Annotated in this window: 16 protein-coding genes and 1 pseudogene; 12 read left to right on the forward strand and 5 right to left on the reverse strand. The window is 69.3% G+C overall.

Translation table 11 applies throughout. From position 1 onward, the window contains the following. Positions 1-99: 99 nt before the first annotated feature. Both O3W51_RS19675 and O3W51_RS19680 read left to right on the forward strand, forming a co-directional pair. Positions 100-201 (forward strand): annotated as a pseudogene (locus O3W51_RS19675) (oxidoreductase); the annotation flags it as partial. Positions 202-685: 484 nt separating this feature from the next. After that, the gene (locus O3W51_RS19680; RefSeq protein ID WP_138351896.1) at positions 686-982 is read left to right on the forward strand and encodes a hypothetical protein; all 297 of its coding nucleotides are present in this window, start codon (positions 686-688) and stop codon (positions 980-982) included. A gap of 102 nt (positions 983-1,084) precedes the next feature. Here O3W51_RS19680 and O3W51_RS19685 read toward each other — a convergent pair whose 3' ends face one another. Beyond that, a complete protein-coding gene (locus O3W51_RS19685; protein ID WP_138351895.1) occupies positions 1,085-1,756 on the reverse strand; it encodes an amidohydrolase family protein in 672 nt (223 codons plus the stop codon). A gap of 24 nt (positions 1,757-1,780) precedes the next feature. Between O3W51_RS19685 and O3W51_RS19690 the strand changes: the two genes are divergently transcribed. The 4 genes from O3W51_RS19690 (at position 1,781) to O3W51_RS19705 (ending at position 5,702) form a co-directional block, all read left to right on the forward strand. Beyond that, positions 1,781-2,497, forward strand: coding sequence for a hypothetical protein (locus tag O3W51_RS19690; RefSeq protein WP_138351894.1), 717 nt, complete (start codon positions 1,781-1,783; stop codon positions 2,495-2,497). A gap of 387 nt (positions 2,498-2,884) precedes the next feature. Further along, positions 2,885-3,076, forward strand: coding sequence for a hypothetical protein (locus O3W51_RS19695; RefSeq protein ID WP_138351893.1), 192 nt, complete (start codon positions 2,885-2,887; stop codon positions 3,074-3,076). Between the two features lie 214 nt (positions 3,077-3,290). Further along, entirely contained in the window at positions 3,291-3,959 is a 669-nt protein-coding gene (locus tag O3W51_RS19700; protein WP_138351892.1) for a hypothetical protein, read from the forward strand. A 414-nt stretch (positions 3,960-4,373) separates the two neighbouring features. Then, positions 4,374-5,702: an acyltransferase family protein gene (locus O3W51_RS19705; RefSeq protein ID WP_138351891.1), complete on the forward strand. Its 1,329-nt coding sequence runs from the start codon at positions 4,374-4,376 to the stop codon at positions 5,700-5,702. A 98-nt stretch (positions 5,703-5,800) separates the two neighbouring features. Here O3W51_RS19705 and O3W51_RS19710 read toward each other — a convergent pair whose 3' ends face one another. Then, a complete protein-coding gene (locus tag O3W51_RS19710) occupies positions 5,801-6,265 on the reverse strand; it encodes a hypothetical protein (protein ID WP_232486248.1) in 465 nt (154 codons plus the stop codon). A 152-nt stretch (positions 6,266-6,417) separates the two neighbouring features. Beyond that, the gene (locus tag O3W51_RS19715) at positions 6,418-7,026 is read right to left on the reverse strand and encodes an SMI1/KNR4 family protein (protein ID WP_187145195.1); all 609 of its coding nucleotides are present in this window, start codon (positions 7,024-7,026) and stop codon (positions 6,418-6,420) included. 1,001 nt (positions 7,027-8,027) lie between these two features. Between O3W51_RS19715 and O3W51_RS19720 the strand changes: the two genes are divergently transcribed. After that, positions 8,028-8,882 (forward strand): hypothetical protein, encoded by an 855-nt coding sequence (locus O3W51_RS19720; protein ID WP_138351889.1) that lies wholly within the window; start codon positions 8,028-8,030, stop codon positions 8,880-8,882. Between the two features lie 463 nt (positions 8,883-9,345). Continuing rightward, positions 9,346-9,540 carry a hypothetical protein gene (locus tag O3W51_RS19725; RefSeq protein ID WP_198359467.1) on the forward strand — a complete coding sequence of 65 codons (195 nt, stop codon included), beginning with the start codon at positions 9,346-9,348 and terminating at the stop codon, positions 9,538-9,540. A gap of 161 nt (positions 9,541-9,701) precedes the next feature. On the opposite strand, the gene O3W51_RS19730 is transcribed toward O3W51_RS19725, so the two are convergent. Both O3W51_RS19730 and O3W51_RS19735 read right to left on the reverse strand, forming a co-directional pair. After that, positions 9,702-11,477, reverse strand: coding sequence for a sensor histidine kinase (locus O3W51_RS19730; RefSeq protein ID WP_138351887.1), 1,776 nt, complete (start codon positions 11,475-11,477; stop codon positions 9,702-9,704). A 1-nt stretch (position 11,478) separates the two neighbouring features. Continuing rightward, on the reverse strand, positions 11,479-12,084 hold the full coding sequence (locus tag O3W51_RS19735) for a response regulator transcription factor (protein WP_232486247.1): 606 nt from the start codon (positions 12,082-12,084) through the stop codon (positions 11,479-11,481). Positions 12,085-12,336: 252 nt separating this feature from the next. Here O3W51_RS19735 and O3W51_RS19740 point away from each other — a divergent pair, with 252 nt between their 5' ends. From O3W51_RS19740 to O3W51_RS19755, 4 genes are all read left to right on the forward strand, one after another. Beyond that, on the forward strand, positions 12,337-13,704 hold the full coding sequence (locus O3W51_RS19740) for an HlyD family secretion protein (RefSeq protein ID WP_244809724.1): 1,368 nt from the start codon (positions 12,337-12,339) through the stop codon (positions 13,702-13,704). Positions 13,705-13,709: 5 nt separating this feature from the next. Beyond that, on the forward strand, positions 13,710-14,429 hold the full coding sequence (locus O3W51_RS19745; RefSeq protein ID WP_138352069.1) for an ABC transporter ATP-binding protein: 720 nt from the start codon (positions 13,710-13,712) through the stop codon (positions 14,427-14,429). A gap of 23 nt (positions 14,430-14,452) precedes the next feature. After that, entirely contained in the window at positions 14,453-15,703 is a 1,251-nt protein-coding gene (locus O3W51_RS19750; protein ID WP_138352070.1) for an ABC transporter permease, read from the forward strand. Between the two features lie 100 nt (positions 15,704-15,803). After that, positions 15,804-16,388 (forward strand): hypothetical protein, encoded by a 585-nt coding sequence (locus O3W51_RS19755; protein ID WP_138351885.1) that lies wholly within the window; start codon positions 15,804-15,806, stop codon positions 16,386-16,388. Positions 16,389-16,647: the final 259 nt, after the last annotated feature.

Consider the following 16,647-nt stretch of genomic DNA (forward strand, 5'->3'; position numbering starts at 1 on the left):
GCGACCCGGGCAACGAGCGACGAGCGACGACCGAAGCAGTGTGAGTGGTCAGGTGGTGTGCGTCTCGTGGGTTTCACGGTTGGCGAGCACCTCGGCTGCTTGGGAGCGACGTCGATATCGGTCGCGCTGGCCTGGCTCTTGCAGCGTTCCCCGAACATTCTGCTCATCCCCGGCACGTCGAAGGTGGCGCACGTGCGTGAGGCGGGCACCGTACGCGCTCGACGCGGTGATCGCGGCTACGGCCGACGCAGACAGCCCGACGGTGATGCGCCCCGCAACGGGACCCGCTTCCCGCCCGCGAGATGCACGCGGTCCCGCAGTGCGATCAGCGCCGTGGGGAGCCCGTGACCACCAGGGAAGCCCCTTCGAGCGGCGAGATGCCCGCCCGGGGGGCGCGGTACGGTCCGCGGACACCACGACATCCCCGGTCGCGCCCACCGGTGATGTGCCGCTGCCGGGGATTCACCATGAGTTCCAACGAAGCCCGCGCGTAGTCCACTTGCGACGGGATTGGTCGGCCGGACCGGGCTGGATCCTGCCCAACGTTTTCCCAAGTCCGCCCCTGACCGGCCGCAAGAAAGCAGAATCAAACCCTGGATGCAGCCAGAGCTATCGGGGGCGAAGACTGGTGGGAACTCAAGACGTGTGGGTACGGGCGCAGAGCGTGGCCTTTGGAAACCGGTTGGTGCGAGCCGACACGATCGTGGAGGTCAGCTGGGAGCGCAGTGCGCCCCAGTTCCTCACGTTCACCCTTACCGACCACCGTGACGAAGTACGCCATCAGATACGGGGCATCGGCTCGGCTGCCCCGGCCGTCAGTGAAGAAGAGGGCACCGCCCTGGTCGCCGCCCTGTTGAAGGCCATTGCCGCCACAGCGTTCCTTCCCGGCGCACACCTGCTGGTGCTCACGGAAGCGGACGGCACCGGACTTCGCTGGCGCCGCGCCCCCCTGCACGACATCGCAGAAGAGGCTGCCTCCTGACCGGGCCGGTCGGGAGGCGCGTGGCCCTGCGCCCGTGGAAGGTCTTTCGGCGGCTCTACGGCTGACGGCATCCCTATCCCCGTCCTGCTGGTACAGGTGCGCTCAGGCTCTGGGCTGCGGACTCCAGGTACTGTCCAGCGGCACACCGGCCGCCGCCGTGACCCGGTCACGGGAGGCCGCCAGCCGCGCCTTGAGCTCGGGCAGGTCGACGCCGACCAGTGCCCCGGCGCGCTTGACCACCTTCCCGGCGACGAGAACCGTGTCGACCAGGCCGGGATGCCCGGAGGCGACGGCCGTCCCGGCGGGATCGGTGACCGGCAGTACGGTCAGGTCGTCGGTACGCAGCAGGATCACGTCGGCGTCCTTGCCCGGGGCGAGGCTTCCCGTGCGGATGCCGAGTCCGAGGGCCTGGGCTCCGTCGAGGGTGGCGAACTCCAGTAGGTCACGGGAGTCGAGGCTGCCGTCCAGGCCCCGCTGGACGACGAAGGCGGTGCGCATCGTGGCGAACATGTCGCCGCCCACCGAGGGGACGTCGTCGATGGACAGGGTCGGGCGCAGGCCCGCGGCCATCATCCGGCCGGTCATCGGCCAGCCGAACCCCATCAGGGTCTGCGCCCGGTGGGGCAGCTGCCAGGGAGGGTAAACCCGCTGCCCTGCGGCCGCGAGGTTTACCAGTCGTGCACCACCGTTCAGGGGCGAACGACGTACACGTATGCATCGCGTGGATCGCGGACGTGCCGGAATCGGTCCTGCAGGCTTCTGCAGGTGGCACATTGCCCAGGGGATGCGGTGCGTTGCATGGTGAGTATCCAGGCAGACGTGTGGACTGGGGGGCGTGTGGTGGAGGCGGCGTGGGATCAACGCAGGATCTCAACGGGCGGCAGGACGTTGCTCCTGCCCAGGGCGTTCCTGGCCCTGGTGGTGGCCGATCTTGGCTGGGAGATCGTCAAGACCAATGCGGCTGGACAGGACCGTAGCGAGTGGCCTTGGCGTTTCACTGTGCTGGACACGTCGACCTGCGCGGCCATCGTCGTCCTGCTGACCGGGATCATCGTGACCCGCACTCAGTTGTCGCTGACTCTGCAGCCGGCTCTGAGTTGGTCGGCCTCCGTCGGCGGTAGCCGTGAGGTGACGGATTCGCTGCGAACGGTCATGTTGGTCAACGCGGGCGGCGGACGGTCTGTCGTGCATCGCGTGAAGTACCGGATACGTGCGGCACCGGATCACGCCGGGGCCGCTGACATCCCCTCGGACTGGATGTCCTGGCATGCTGCGATTTCTTCCTTCATGGCATTGGATCTGGACTGGGACCGCGACATCTTCCTGCTGCACCTCGGAACCGGTGCGGCTATCCCCATGGTGAGCAGAACGCGAGAAGGCATGGAACTGCTTGCGCTGGGGCCCAAGGCCGTCGAGCGGCTTGCTGTACTCGATATCCGCATACAGGTCACCGATGTGTTGGGAGACATACACCAACGCGATCTGCAGTGCATCCGCCCCGCGCATCGGCCGTGATTCGGCCAGTGCCCCCGCATGAACTCCAGGGGTTGGGCCAGACATTGAGGGCCTCCTTGTCCGGGCTCGGCCACCAGTTGGAGAGCGCTGCACTCAACAAGCCGGCTCGCGCATAGCTCCTGGTAGGTGGGTATGGTCTCGGCACTGGGGGCTGGCTTCCCCTCGGCCGTGCCCCCACTTCTCTGTCCCTGGTGTCGGCGGGGCGGGGCGGGGTGAGGGCTGGCGGTCGGGTCATGGTGGGGCTGCGCCGGCCGTGGGAGGGGCGTCGGCCGGTGGGCCGCTGCGGCGAGACTGGGGGCGGCAGGGGGCTGGCACACCGGTCCCCGCCCCCCTTCCCGGCCTGAGAGGATCACCAGGACCGTACGAACGAGTGCAGGGCGGGGAAACATGATCGGACTGGTACTGCTCGGGGTTCTCACGCTCGCCATCGGCGGGTGTGCATGTGTGGTGTGGGCGGAGCGCGGCGGTCCGCGCTGGGTCCGCGCGGCGGCGACCGTGACACTCACTGCGGGCCGGCTGCTGCGCCGCGCCGAGAAGAACCGGCGACGCCTGAGCCGAACCAGCGGCAACGGCGACTAGGTCCAGGCCGAGGAAGCCCAGGGCGCCGAGACCGACAGCACGCACGTGGGCCAGGATGCGGTCGCGGCGGGTCGTGGGCACGCATCGGGGTGGCCGCGGCGGTGGTGCCGGTACGTGTGCGGTGGTGCTGGTTGCGGTGGGGACGTGTAACGCCTTTGGACGGCCAAGCCAAGTAGAGATGTAAGGCATTGCTCGTCCGTTCAAGGAGTCGTCCGTGAAAGCGGAGCATTCAATAGCGCCACTGGTTCATGAGCCGCTCGGGTTCGTCGCGCACTTCCATCAGCAGCTCGCCGATGAGCTCACCGCCCGCGCCGCGGCCCTGCCGCCCGCGGCAGCGGTGCCGGTGCGGCCGCGCCACACCCGTCGGATCGCGGTCACCGCGCTGGGACTGGCCGCAGCCGCCACTGCGGTGGCGCTGATCCCGCACTCGGCCCCGACCACCGCACCGCAAGCAGGAACGGACCCCAGCACCCACGTGCCGGGCAGCGGTGCGCCGGTCCTGAGTAACGCCGCCTACACGGTGGTTCCGCGCAAGGACGGGACCGTCAGCATCCAGGTGACGGGCGCAGAGGTGTCCGGGCTCCAGGCGGCGCTGCGCAGCCTGGGTGTGCCGGCCGTGGTCCTGCGGGCCTCGGAGTCCTGCCACGCCAAGGTCCGCACCGACAACGCCAACCTCGAAACGGTCTCCTCGCAGGACCCGAAGAACGGACGCCTGATGGTGATCCGGCCCAGCGCCATCCCGCACGGTGACTCCCTGGTGCTGGTGCAGCCCTCCCTCAAGGGTGTCCTGCACCCGGAGAAGATGTACTCCATGGAGGTCATGCTGTCCCCGGGCGAGCCCAGCTGCTTCCCCGTCTCCCAGAGCGGCATCGGCGAGGGCTGAGCCCCGCCGCCGGACCCGCCATACGGAGAACGCCTCCTGCGCTGCCCGCATCACCGCCTGCAGACCCGGCGGGCAGCGCCGTTGGCCGCCGGGTCGAGCCGCCGGCAGGCCCCGGTCAGGCCCCGCGCCTGTTGCCTTCGCCGACGCGACGATGGCCCGATCCCCGGGTGGGCGCAAGGGTCCCGTCCTGGGATCAGCATCGCTACAAGCGACGCGACGTTGCCGCTGGGCGAAGTCCGCGGACCCTTCGAGCCCCGGGCATCGGCCGAACTGCCGCATCGTCAGGTCTGCCGCCCGTAGGTGGCGACCAGTAACCCTCGATCCTCCCCAGCGAGGACCCGCAGCCGGCGCCCGTCGTCACGGCGCGGCCCTTTCACCGAACAGGCCCCTGGGTGCCGTTCGGCAAGGAGCACCATGCACCATCATGACTCGGTTTTGTCACGCCTTGTTCGATCGCGGGGCACCGTCTCCGACCTCTTCTCCCGCCGGAACAACAGCCTGGGCCTGCTGCGGCTGCTGCTGGCTTCCGCCGTGGTGGTCTCTCACGCGCGCATCCTCGGATTCGGGGACCGCGAGTTCGGATACGCGTTCTCCGGCGGCCAGATCGACCTCGGATCCCTGGCGGTGTTCGGCTTCTTCGTCCTGTCCGGCCTCCTGATAACGCGCAGTGGAAACCGGCTCCCCGTCGGGCGCTTTCTGTGGCACCGCGCGCTTCGACTGCTGCCCGGCCTGTGGGTCTGCCTCACGGTCACCGCTCTTGGCGTGGCCCCACTGCTGTACTGGCGCCAGCACGGGAGCACCGCCGGTTACTGGCAGCACCCCCAGGGACCCCTCGCCTACCTGCGGGCGAACTGGGCCATCGGTATCAGTCAATGGGGCATCTCCGGCGTCATGGAAACAGCCCATGCCCAAGGCCTTGCCTTCAACAACGCCTTCGACGGCGCCCTGTGGTCGCTCAAGTACGAGGTGCTCTGCTATCTCGGGGTGGCTCTGCTCGCCCTGACCGGATCCCTGACCCGTGCCCGGCGCGCCGTCCTCGCCGTGACCGTGCTCCTGGGCTGGCTCGTCCTGAGCGACGCCATCGGGAACCGCTACATGTCCGGAGCCCCCGCCGCGAAGCACGGCGGGCCCTTCGACGTTCCCCTGATGGGCGCACTCGACGTGGACTGGGTGGTCTACCTGGGCTTCGCCTTCGCCCTCGGTTCGTTGATCGAGCTGTACAAGGAGCGAGTCCCGATCAGCGACCCGCTCGCTGCACTTGCCGCCGCGACGCTTCTCATCACCCTCTCCTACGGTTACTTCTTCGCCATCGGGGTTCCGGCCTACGCGTATCTACTGCTGTGGCTGGCCATCCGGCTGCCGAGGCCGCTCCAGAAAGTAGGCCGCACGCACGACTACTCGTACGGCATCTACATCTACGGCTTCGTCGTGGAACAAGCCCTCGCCACACTTGGTGGCGCACGCTGGGGATTCGGCGCCTACCTGGGACTCGCGTTGGGTGGCACCCTGATCGTGGCAATGCTCTCCTGGCATCTGGTGGAACGCCCGGCCATGCGGCTGAAGGACCGTGGAAGGTTCCGCAGCGTTGTGCGTGCCGACACGGCACCGCAGCCCGTTCGGCAGCGGCCCCGGAGAACCGGTTCCGAGGCACCTGCAGAGTTTCGGTGCAGGTCTCGCCCCCTCCACGACGGCCGAATCGACGCTACCGGTTCCATCACGCGCCCATACGCGCCTCATGGATGACGTTCCGGCAACACTCCGCCAGCTCAGATACTCATCCGTCTGGATCCGTCCTCCCGGCGGATCCGGACCGACAAGTTGATCACGACATCCAGCAGGCCCTAGCCGTACGGGTTGAGTGCCCAGAATCGGACGGTGTCGCTGCGACGGTCGAACCACAGCTTGGTGGAATAGCCGCTGCCGTCACGGTCGAGTTCGTGCGACCGGGTCCACTGCGGGTTCTCCGGACCCTCTCCCTGGAGCGGCTTCTCGAACCACGAGGAGAAGTCATCGGCCGGCCTCTCGGAGACGAAGGCGTGGGCCGCCGTCAACTCGGCAACCTTCCCCGGTACCAGCCGGGCGAAGCCCGAGATCACCAGCTCCGGAGATGGTATGCCCCGGTCGTTGTCACGGCTACTGACCCACTTGGCGTCGGTGAGCGTGCCCAGCAACGGGAACGCCCGCTCCAGCGGTGCGGTGTCGGTGTGCCAGTCTCCCTTGGCCCCGTTCGCCACCTGACGCAGGATCCACCAGGCGGGTAGGACCGCCAGCCCCGCCCCGATCCCTATCAGCTTCCGTCGCTCCAACGTGATCCCCTCATGCCTGACTCCGGGGGCACCATATCTGGATCGTGCACCTCACTCGGACCACCTAGTGATCACAACCAAGTACGCGCCCTGGGTGTGCAGGAGCCCGGAGCCGTCAAACAGAAGGCTCCTTGGTCAGGGGGCGCAGGCCGTCAGTGTTCACCTGCTTCCCAGACCAGTTCGCCGGCGTTTCCGACGACAGCGACGCAGGCCTCCTCGGTGCCGCCGAGGGCAGCGTGCCGGAGCAAGGCCGGCTTCCCTGATTCGAGGGCGGCAGCGGTGTCTTGGAGCATGGCACCCACCGAGCTCCACAGCGGCACGCCGGGCACCCACGTCTCGTGGTCCCACAGGAGAACTGCGCCATGGCAGTCGCCGAGCCGCAGATCGACGATGAGTCCGTCACCGCCGGGGCTCATCGCAATCGGCAGGAACGACGGCAGGAACCGTGGCTCTGGTTCACCGTTCGCGTCGAAGGATGCCCCTTCCTGTTCTGCGACCAGCAACCAGATCTCTCGCGTCTCCAGGGCTTGGTCCAAGCCCACCGGAGCATACGATCCAGGGATCCAGAAGTCGGCGCTGACACCGTCCAGGGTCCACCACTCGTGTACTTCGGTGGGGAGTGCTATCGCGAGATCTGCCTCGACTGCGCGGAGTTGACCCTCGTCCGCAGCCGGTCTTATGGGGGGCTTGTGGAGGCGGTCCCTGAACCAGGCATCGATGCGATCCCACGACGTACGCACTTCATGATCAATCGAGGTCATGGTCGGAAGTCTCTCAGGGAGCTCTGACAAGGCGCTCCGCACCGGCGGACCCGTGACTGGGCCAGCGAAGGTGCCGCCCGTTGAACCACTGCTCGTGCCATGATCCCCGGCAACCGGAAGGACGGTGACACCCTCAGCGGTGTGCTGCTGCGCCTCAGGCACGCTCTCTCGACAACCCGTAGGTGCCGCTCCAGCGGGCGTCGGACGGCCATCTGGCTCGCCCCTGACAGTAAGGGGCGATTCACCCGGAAGGTACGGAGCTACGGGAGGCTGCAGACGCCGGCCGACAGCCGCCCCGTGGGGCGGCCGGCCGTTGCGTGTACGTGAAGGGAGGGGCTGTCGGAGGCCACCGCCGGACATGCGGAGGGATTTCGGCGGCATCTCGAAAGTCGGCGTCTCCATCGCGCGCAGGCTGCTCCACCCCGACTGGACGACCGGACCGCAAGGTATGAAGCGCATGAGAATTCCCGGCCGAGTCTTAGCCGATGGCACGCACCGATCGGAAGCGGCCCACTGAGCGCTGAAGCGGAGCGCTCTCGTGACAGGTGCTGACCCGCTCGTGTGCGAGCCGCTCCGGGTGCGGCCGCGTCGCTCTTCGGCGGCACTTGTGTGATGGCGCTGCCGGGCACCACGGCGAACCGATATCGCTCGACTGCCGGTGATCCACACCCGCGTCGCCCACGGTGACTTCAGCCCGCCCCATGTGGCTCCCGCCCCTGCCGGCGCGTCATGTCGCGCCGGGGCACCCACCGCACGGACTGGACCCTCCTTGTCGCTCCAGCACCCGCCGTTCCCCCGAAGAGGAGAGAGACACCCGCCATGCCCGCACAGCATCATCCCTGGCTGCGCGGCAGCGCCGGCAAGCGCAACGGGCGGGATGCCGGGGCGCCTCGACCGACCCCAACGGACCGATTCCGCACGTGCCGGGCCACGGCAACCCCTGGCTCGACACGTGGTTCTGCACCAACCCCCTCTCTACTGAGACGAAGGTCTGAAAAACCATGAAGAAGTTCCTCGTACTCCTCGGGGCACTCGCCCTGGCCACCGCCAGTGGAACGGCGACCGCTGTCGCCTCCTGTTCCCCGTCCGCTGACCGGTGGACCGAGACCGGTGTCTCGTATGTCGACTCGCAGGCCGGTGGGCAGGGCCTGGCGTCCTGGAGCAACCACAGCCTGCTCTTCCGGGGCGGCGGCTCCATCCCCCAGGACCTCAGAGACCAGGGCTGGACCCACATCGGCGACCCGGAGATCGCCCGCCAGCACATCTTCGACGCCTACCAGGGCAATGGCGGTACGACAGCCAAGATGTTCGCCGTCACCACCCCGGGCGGGAAGCGCCTCGTCTACACGCATCAGCTCCAAGGCGACGAGCGGATGAACAACTCCTTCGCCGCCGTTTCCCCCGACGCGCAGTGGCTGGTCTCGGGCGAGTGGGACCAGCAGGACCGACTCCTGGTCTTTCCCGCACCGGTCTTCAACACCCGGGCGCCCGCGGGTGGCGGCGAGCTTCCCGAGGCAGGCCGGATCTCCCTGGACCACCCCGTACGGGACATCCAGGGCTGCGACTTCGTCTCGGCGAGGCGCCTGGTGTGCGCCTCCGACGACAGCACCCTGTCGCTGTGGCCGGTGGAGCGCCCGCTGTTCCAGGTGGACCTCGGCCGGGCACTCGACGGCAAGCCCGTCACTGGCCACGTCTCCGTCATCCTCCCGCTCCCGCAGCGCTCCGCCTGCGCGGGAACCGGGTTCGAGACCGAAGGCGTGGACTACGACGCCCGCACTCGCACCCTGCGGGTCGAGATGATCCCGCCCGGCGAGTGCGCCGCCTCCACCGCCGTCTACACATATCGCGCCCGCTGACGCTGTTCTCGGGCCCGGTTTTCGGACCCGGGCCGGGTCGGGCAGCGGACTGCCCGGCCCGGCCCCGCCCACGAAGGCAGGTCCCCAACTCACAGGTCGATTCTCTGCGGGCACCTGGGGACCGGCCCTACCCAAGGCGCAATTTGCCGAGCGGGGACGCCCTGTCCGCGGAGTCCGGGCCCACCCGGAGAGCCCACCTACGCAGGAGGAGATCTGTGTCCGAGCCGGCGGTTGACGAAGTCGAATCGCCCATGATGCAGGCCTTCCATAACCTGCCCGAACTGTCGCAGAGAATCCTGTTGCACACCCTCGGGAGACAAGCCGGACTCACTACACCCCTACCGGAACTGAGCCCCGACACAGCGGACCCCCGTCCGCTCGAGCCCTCGGTGGCCTCTACGAGGCGTACCTCCGTACCTATGCCGCGCAGGCCCCCAGCCGGGACTGCCGTCACCTGGTCGCCGTGCTGAACGACAACGTCAAATACGGAGCCTTCAAGGACTTCGACCAGCATGCGGCTGCATGCGAAAGCTGCTTCTTGGCCCGGACCGAGATCATCGCGATCTACGCAAGCCTTGTCATTCTGCGGGTCGAACTTCGGCGGCCGGCCGCCGCTGCCGTAGTGGCCGCGATCACCCCATCCGGACGGGCGGATTGAGGTGCGCCGCATATTGAGCCTGCGGCATCCCACGTCTGCTCTCGCGCCACGGCCAGGTCCAGGACCGTGATGCCGACAGCGCGGCAACGCGCTCAGCCGATCGGATCCGGTGCGAAGGAGCCCCCGCCGAACCTCCTGAGGGCTGTCCCACAACCCCGCTTCTACCGTGGCACCCGGACCGTGAAGACGGAGCCGAGGCCGGGAGCGCTCGTCACCGACACTGTTCCGTCGTGCGCCTCGGTCAGCTTGCGGGTGATGGCCAGGCCCAGGCCGCTGCCGCCGGTCTGCCGGGTGCGGGACTTGTCCGCACGCCAGAACCGGTCGAAGACATGCGGCAGATCTGCCGGGTCGATGCCACTCCCGGAGTCGGCGATTTCCATGAGCAGTTCGTCGCCCTCCACACGGGATCGCAGCACGACGCGGCCCCCGTTCGGTGTGTGCCTGATCGCGTTGGAGACGAGGTTGCTGATCACTTGACGCAGTCGCACCGGGTCGGCGTACACCTCCAATTGCTCTGCGGCGTCGATGAACAGCGCGACGCCTGCCGGGCCGGCGGCCCCGTGATGGGCCGCTGCCACCTGCTCCAGTACCTGACGGACCTGGAGCCCTTCACGGTGCAGTACGAGGCTTCCGGCTTCGGCCGCGGCGAGGTCGCGCAGGTCGTCGATGATGTGGTGGAGCAGCATCGCCTCGTCCAGCAGAAGGGCGAGCAGATGGTGGTCGGCCGGTGTGAGACCGTCCTGGGCCGCCTCCAGCCAGCTGCGGATGTTGGTCAGCGGGGTGCGCAGCTCGTGTGCTACGTCGCTGACCATGGCTCTGCGTTGCCGTTCCAGGGTCTCCCTGCGCTCGGCGAGGTCGTTGAAGGCCACGGCGACACGTCCGATCTCGTCCTGGGTCAGCACCGGGACCCGCACCGCCTCGTCGGCCGGGCGCTGGGCCGCCGCGATCAAGGCGCGCAGCGGGCGGACCAGCCGGAGGCCCAGCAGGACGGTCACGGCGCAGGCGACGGTGAGGACGATGCCCGCGGCGCCCGAGATCCGAAGGGTGTTCGCCGCCGACAGTTCGATGGAGGTTCCGCCCGGATTTCCGCGATCGGAGACGAACAGCAGAACGGGGGGCGAGACGTAGGGGCGGAGTTGCTGTCGGCGGCCGTCGTTCACGCACTCCTGTGCGGCGCGGTCCGAGTTCTCCTTGTCGCTGTTCCCGCGGAAGCGCCAGGAGAAGTCAGGGAACACCTCGACAGGTGGTCTGGCCTGCTGTCGCAGACACTCCGAGGCCAGTTCGCCGACCTGGGTGAGCGGCAGTTCCTCCGATCCGAACGGCAGCTTGAGCAGGTCGATGCCGCAGTCCTTCGCCAGCTTCGCCCGGCTGTCGGCTTCGGGCCCGGTGAGCTGGATCGTGAAACGTCTGCTGGGCAGGAGGACGGCCTTGGCGGCGATCTGCCTGGAGGTCAGGCAGTCGGTGATCTTGCGCACTCTCAACCGCTCCTGGTCCTGCTCCTTTTGTTCCAGGAGAAAGGGGCCGACCGCGCGCGGGTCGATGGGGCCGTCGCTCTCCTGGGACAGGACCGGATCGAGTCGCAGCGGGTCGATGGAGGCGGATGGCTTGTCCGGAAGGAGGACCGTCGATTCCGAGCTCGCGATGCGGGTACGGGCGGAGGTCGTGAGGGTGATCGCCCTGCCGGTTCCCGCTGCCAGCTCGCGGACCAGTCCCTGAACCCCGCCCCAGTCGGTGTGGGTGGCCGAGTAGCCGATCAGGGCGTCGTAGATGCGGGCGTCGGCCTTCGACGACCGGCCCTGCTCCGTGTTGATCGCTCGTGTGGTGGTGGTGACGGCGAGCCAGGTGGTCGCGGCCACCGAGCAGATCGCGACCAGCAGGGATGCGAAGAGCAGCCGGGCGAAGAGGCTGGTGTGCAGCGGTACCCCGAAACGGCCCACGTCATCGCCTGCTGGGGTCGGGTCCTGCGGTCAGCTTGTAGCCGACGCCGTAGACGGTCACCAGGTGAACGGGGCGGCGCGGGTCGGGCTCCAGCTTCTTGCGCAGGTTCATTATGTACATGTCGACGGTGCGATCGGTCGAGGAGACGTCCCAGCCCCGGGTGCGCTCCAGGAGTTGCTTGCGGGTGAACACCCGGCCGGGCTCGGCTGCCATGGCCGACAGGATCGTGAACTCGCCACGGGTGCAGGTGACGAGTTCTCCGGAGGGCGCCCGCACTTCGTGGCGGAGCGGGTTCACCGTGATCGCGCCCACTTTCAGGACTCCGTCGTCCGGGGGCGCGGCGCGTTCGACCCGTCGCAGCAGGGTCCGGATCCTGGCCATCAACTCGCGTGGGCTGTAGGGCTTGGTCATGTAGTCGTCGGCACCGAGGTCGAGACCGATCAGCAGGTCCTCCTCGGTGGAGCTGGCGGTCAGTATCAGTACCGGCATGGCGGACTCCTGGCGCAGGATCCGGCACACGTCGAGGCCGTCGACCTTCGGCATCATCACGTCCAGCAGGAGCAGGTCCGGCCGGAGCCGCCGGGCGCCCTGAATCCGGTCCGGCATCGTCGAGCCCATACCCGGAGCCGGGCCCCGGCCCGACTCCGACCACCTGGGACCGCGTGATGCGTCCGTGCACCCGGTGGCAGTGTCCGCGTCACTCTGGGAGTCGTCTTCAATGATCCGCGACATCGCTCAAGCCGCCGCGCCGCCCGTGTGGCGTCCCGTCCGGGGCCGCACCCGCGCGACGGACGAGGGCCGGCGTTCCGGCGGCGCGGCAGGAGTGCCTCTTGGCCCCATCGCCGCGGGGCTCTCGCAGTGACCCGCTCAGAGGCGGAACCCGCCACCGGAACGGAGGAGGACCCCACCACCATCGGCGCCAGTGCGCCAGGGAGCCGGCGCCGCCGTGTCCGGATCGTCGCCGCCGTGCTGATGACGGGGCTGGCGGGGGCCGGAATCGCGGTGGGTGTGCCGTGGGGGGAAGGCGGCAATTCCACACCGTCCAAGGCGGATCCGTCGGCGGGTACGGTCAAGGTCGTCCGGATGGATCTCTCCGACAGCCGGTCCCTCGACGGAACGCTCGGCTACGGCAAGCCGCAGACCGTCAAGGGGGCGGGGGGCGGCATCGTGACATGGCTGGCCCCCGGTGGGAGCACAGTGGCCCAGGGCCAGGTGCTCTATCGGGTCGACGACCGCGCGGTGCCGGTCTTCTACGGCGCCGTGCCGCTCTACCGGCGCCTCGCGGGCCAGAACACGGTCGGGCGGGATGTGAAAGTGATCGCCGAGAACCTGCGGGCCCTGACGTACGACATCGGGGTCCAGCCCTCGCCAGGACAGGTCGTCACCGTGACCGCTCCGGCGGACGGTACGGCATCGGCGGGCGGCGGGCCGGACGCGGCGCCGGACGGGACCGCCTCGGCCAAGCCCTCACCCGCCCCCGGCAAGGGGACACCCAGTGGCGGAAGCCCGGCCCCCCGGCCGTCCGCGACCGGCCGCGGCGGGGCCACGACCGGGACGGGGCCTACCGGAAGCCCCGGTACGGTCACGCAGGTGCGCGTCAAGTCCGGGGACGGCGTACTCACCCGGGCTCTGGTGGCCGCGATCAAGTGCTGGCAGACCGCCCAAGGAGTGCCGTCCACCGGTGTGATCGAGCCCGGTGACGTAGCGGTGCTCAGCGGTGCGGTCCGTGTGGAGAGTGCCGCTGCCCAGGTGGGCGACCCGGTCGCCGCACCGCTGTTGAAGGTGACCTCGACGGCCAAGGCCGTGACCGTGCCGGTGGACGCCTCCCAGGCGGGCTCCATCAAACGCGCCGACCCGGTGACCGTGAAACTCCCCGACGGCACCTCGACCGCCGGCAAGGTGACCGACATCGGCACCGATGCCGAGCAGTCGGCGAACGGGAACGGCGGACCGGCGAAGGTCACCGTCACGGTCTCGTTCACCGACCCAGGCAAGGTGAAGAAGCTCGACTCGGGGCCGGTCCAGGTGGAGTTCGTCTCCGAGACGCGGCCCGGAGTGCTCGCCGTTCCGGTCGCCGCGTTGCTCGCGCTCCGCGAAGGCGGCTACGGGCTGCGCACCGCCGACGGGCGGACGGTCGCGGTGAAGACCGGCCTGATCGCCAAGGGGATGGCCGAGATCAGCGGGGACGGGATCGCCGAGGGCACCCAGGTGGTGACGTCGTCGTGACGGCCCTGGGCACTTCGGTACTGTCGGTCCGCGACGCCGCGGTCGAGTACCCCGGCGGGGTCAGCGCCCTGGCCGGGGTCTCCCTGGAGATACAGGACGGCGAACTGCTCGCCATCGTCGGCCCGTCCGGCTCTGGCAAGTCCACGCTGCTGAACATCATGGGCACCCTCGACCGGCCGACCCGCGGCAGCGTCGTGATCGCCGGCCAGGACGTCACCACGCTGCCGGACCGGCAGCTGTCCGCACTGCGGGGACGCTGGCTCGGCTTCGTCTTCCAGCAGTTCCACCTGTCCGAGGGGCTGACCGCCACCGAGAACGTGGCCACCGGCCTGCTCTACGCCGGGGTGCCGAGGAAGCGGCGCCGCCCGCTCGCGCTCGCCGCGCTGGAGCGGGTCGGACTGGCCCACCGCGCCGGTCACCGGCCGCACCAGCTCTCCGGCGGCGAACGGCAGCGGGTGGCCATCGCGCGGGCCCTCGTCCACGAGCCCACGCTCGTTCTCGCGGACGAGCCGACCGGCGCGCTGGACACCGTTAACGGGCGCGCCGTGCTGGAACTGCTCACCCAGCTCAATGAGGAGGGGACCACGATCGCGCTCATCACCCACGACCGGGACATCGCCGCGCGACTGCCGCGGCGGGTGGAGATCCAGGACGGCCGCATCGTCACCGACACCGCCGACGGCCCCTGCACCGCTGACCCGGACACCATCGGGGTCGCGCCGTGAAGCCGACCCCACGGCGCGGCTCGATGCGCGACCTGCCGACGAGCCCGCGCAAGCGCTCCGCGACCACCCCGCTGCACCGGCCCGTCCGGCTCTCGCCCGCCGATCTGCTGCGGCTCGGGCTGATCGGCATCCACACCCGGCGGATGCGGGCGGCGCTGTCCGCCCTCGGCATCTCCATCGGCATCGCCACCATGATCGTGGTCACCGGCATCCCGGCCTCCAGCCAGAAGGCCCTGGACGCGGAGCTGACCGCGCTGGGCACCGACAGGTTGCAGGCGGTCGCTGACAGCCAAGCCTCGAACGGCCGGCCGGTCGCGTTCCCCGCCGAGTCGGTCGCGATGGTCAGACGCATCGGTCCCGTGAAGGCCGTGACCGCCGTGGCCAACACCCATGCCGTGGTGCGCCGCACCGACCGGCAGGGCCCGCTGGACGCCTCAGGACTGACCGTGCTCGCAGCCCAGTCCAACCTCCTGGACCTGGTCAACGCGCGGGTCCGCTCCGGCCGCTACCTCTCCGAGGCCACCGGGACGATTCCCACCGCCGTGCTCGGCACGGTCGCGGCGGCCCGGCTGGGCTTCCCCGATCCGCGCCCCGGTGAGAGCCCGCCGCTCGTACTGATCAACGAGCGGTGGTTCAGCGTGATCGGGATCCTGCGGACCGTCCCGCTGGCCCCGGAGATCGACCGCGCCGTCCTGATCGGCTGGGAGTCAGCCCACACCGCGCTCGGCTTCGACCGCCGCCCGACGCAGCTGTTCATCCAGGCGCAGGAGGCGGCGATCGAAGACGTGCACGCGGTACTCCCCGCCACGATCGACCCGCTCTCCCCGAGCCAGGTACTGGTCAGCAGACCGTCGGACGCCCTGGCCGCGAAGCGCTCCACCGAGGCCACCTTCTCCGGGCTGTTCATCGGCCTGGCCGGTGTCGCGCTGCTGGTCGGCGGTATCGGTGTCGCCAACACCATGGTGATCTCCGTCCTGGAACGCCGCCGCGAGATCGGACTACGCCGCGCGCTGGGCGCCAACCGGGGTCAGATCCGCAGCCAGTTCCTCACCGAATCCATCGTGCTGTCCGGCCTCGGCGGCCTTGCCGGGATCATTTTCGGAGTGCTCGGCACCATCGGCTACGCGGCATACGAGGACTGGCCGCCGGCCATCCCGCTCCCCGCGGTGAGCGCCGGGCTCTGCGGCGCGGTACTCGTCGGAATCGTCGCCGGCGTCTATCCGGCCGTCCGCGCCTCCCGGCTGTCCCCGACCGCGGCTCTGGCCTCGGCATGACACCTCGCCCGGCGGCCGGACCGCGCGGCAGTCGCCCGGGCACCACATATCCCCACCGCACCCCTATGGATTCATCGAACACACCGGAGAGGATCACACCATGCACACTGCCGATGCGCCCCCTTCACCAGGCGCCGCGCGCCTGCGAGCAATCGTCGCCGCGCTCACCTCGATAGGCCTGCTCGGGGCATGCGGAGGCGGGGCGGAATCGACCGAGGAGGCGCGCGAAACGGCAGTCGCCAGCGTAGCCGTCCCCAACAAGGCGCCCTCGGCGTCGTCATCGCCATCGGCGCAGACCGAGCGGCCCCTCATCAGGCCCGACACATCCGAGGAGGAGTCGGACCGGGTGAACCAGGTATGGATGGACTGCCTGGCCAGGAAAGGGCTCACGATGTTGAAGAATTCGGACGGCACCTGGAAAGGGCCGTTGCGCCAGGACGCGGCGTACGCGGAAGCCCAGAAGACCTGCGGCAGCAAGGAGCCTGAACTCCTGGAAATGCGGGCCGCCAGAGAGGATCCGGAATTCCGGGAGAAAGCGGACCGCTGGGTGAGTTGCCTGCGCTCCCACAACGTCAAAGCCACCGTCCAGGACGACGGATTGCTCGCGTTCGACGACTCAAGCGTGAACGACAACGCGTTCACATGGGCCAAGAAGTGCGAGGCCGAAGCGTTCCTCGCGAAGTAGCCCGCCGGGCCGCCCCGCCGCACGGGCAGCCTCTGCGGGCAGGGCAGTGGCCGCCAATCGGCACGACGCGCTGGCGGGGTCCTCAGGCGCTGCCGCGCTGCCCATCCGTCGCCGCTCCCGGCACGTCCAGCTCGATATCGTCGTTGCCGTTGAGGCCGGAAGACGGAGTGGCTGTGGCTGACGGCGCGATCGTGGTCCCCTTTGGCGATCGGCTGGACCAGAGCCCTGCGACGCGATCCATGGGGAGCGATTGACCTAC

The sequence above is a fragment of the Streptomyces sp. H39-C1 genome, from assembly GCF_027158125.1.
Classification (GTDB): domain Bacteria; phylum Actinomycetota; class Actinomycetes; order Streptomycetales; family Streptomycetaceae; genus Actinacidiphila; species Actinacidiphila fildesensis.

Bases quoted from the DNA above. Each gene is read 5' to 3' on its own strand.
- O3W51_RS19685 (WP_138351895.1), bottom strand. From the start codon at position 1,756: ATGTGCCACCTGCAGAAGCCTGCAGGACCGATTCCGGCACGTCCGCGA.
- O3W51_RS19690 (WP_138351894.1), top strand. From the start codon at position 1,781: ATGGTGAGTATCCAGGCAGACGTGTGGACTGGGGGGCGTGTGGTGGAG.
- O3W51_RS19695 (WP_138351893.1), top strand. From the start codon at position 2,885: ATGATCGGACTGGTACTGCTCGGGGTTCTCACGCTCGCCATCGGCGGG.
- O3W51_RS19705 (WP_138351891.1), top strand. From the start codon at position 4,374: ATGCACCATCATGACTCGGTTTTGTCACGCCTTGTTCGATCGCGGGGC.
- O3W51_RS19715 (WP_187145195.1), bottom strand. From the start codon at position 7,026: ATGACCTCGATTGATCATGAAGTGCGTACGTCGTGGGATCGCATCGAT.
- O3W51_RS19720 (WP_138351889.1), top strand. From the start codon at position 8,028: ATGAAGAAGTTCCTCGTACTCCTCGGGGCACTCGCCCTGGCCACCGCC.
- O3W51_RS19735 (WP_232486247.1), bottom strand. From the start codon at position 12,084: ATGCCGGACCGGATTCAGGGCGCCCGGCGGCTCCGGCCGGACCTGCTC.
- O3W51_RS19750 (WP_138352070.1), top strand. From the start codon at position 14,453: ATGCGCGACCTGCCGACGAGCCCGCGCAAGCGCTCCGCGACCACCCCG.
- O3W51_RS19755 (WP_138351885.1), top strand. From the start codon at position 15,804: ATGCACACTGCCGATGCGCCCCCTTCACCAGGCGCCGCGCGCCTGCGA.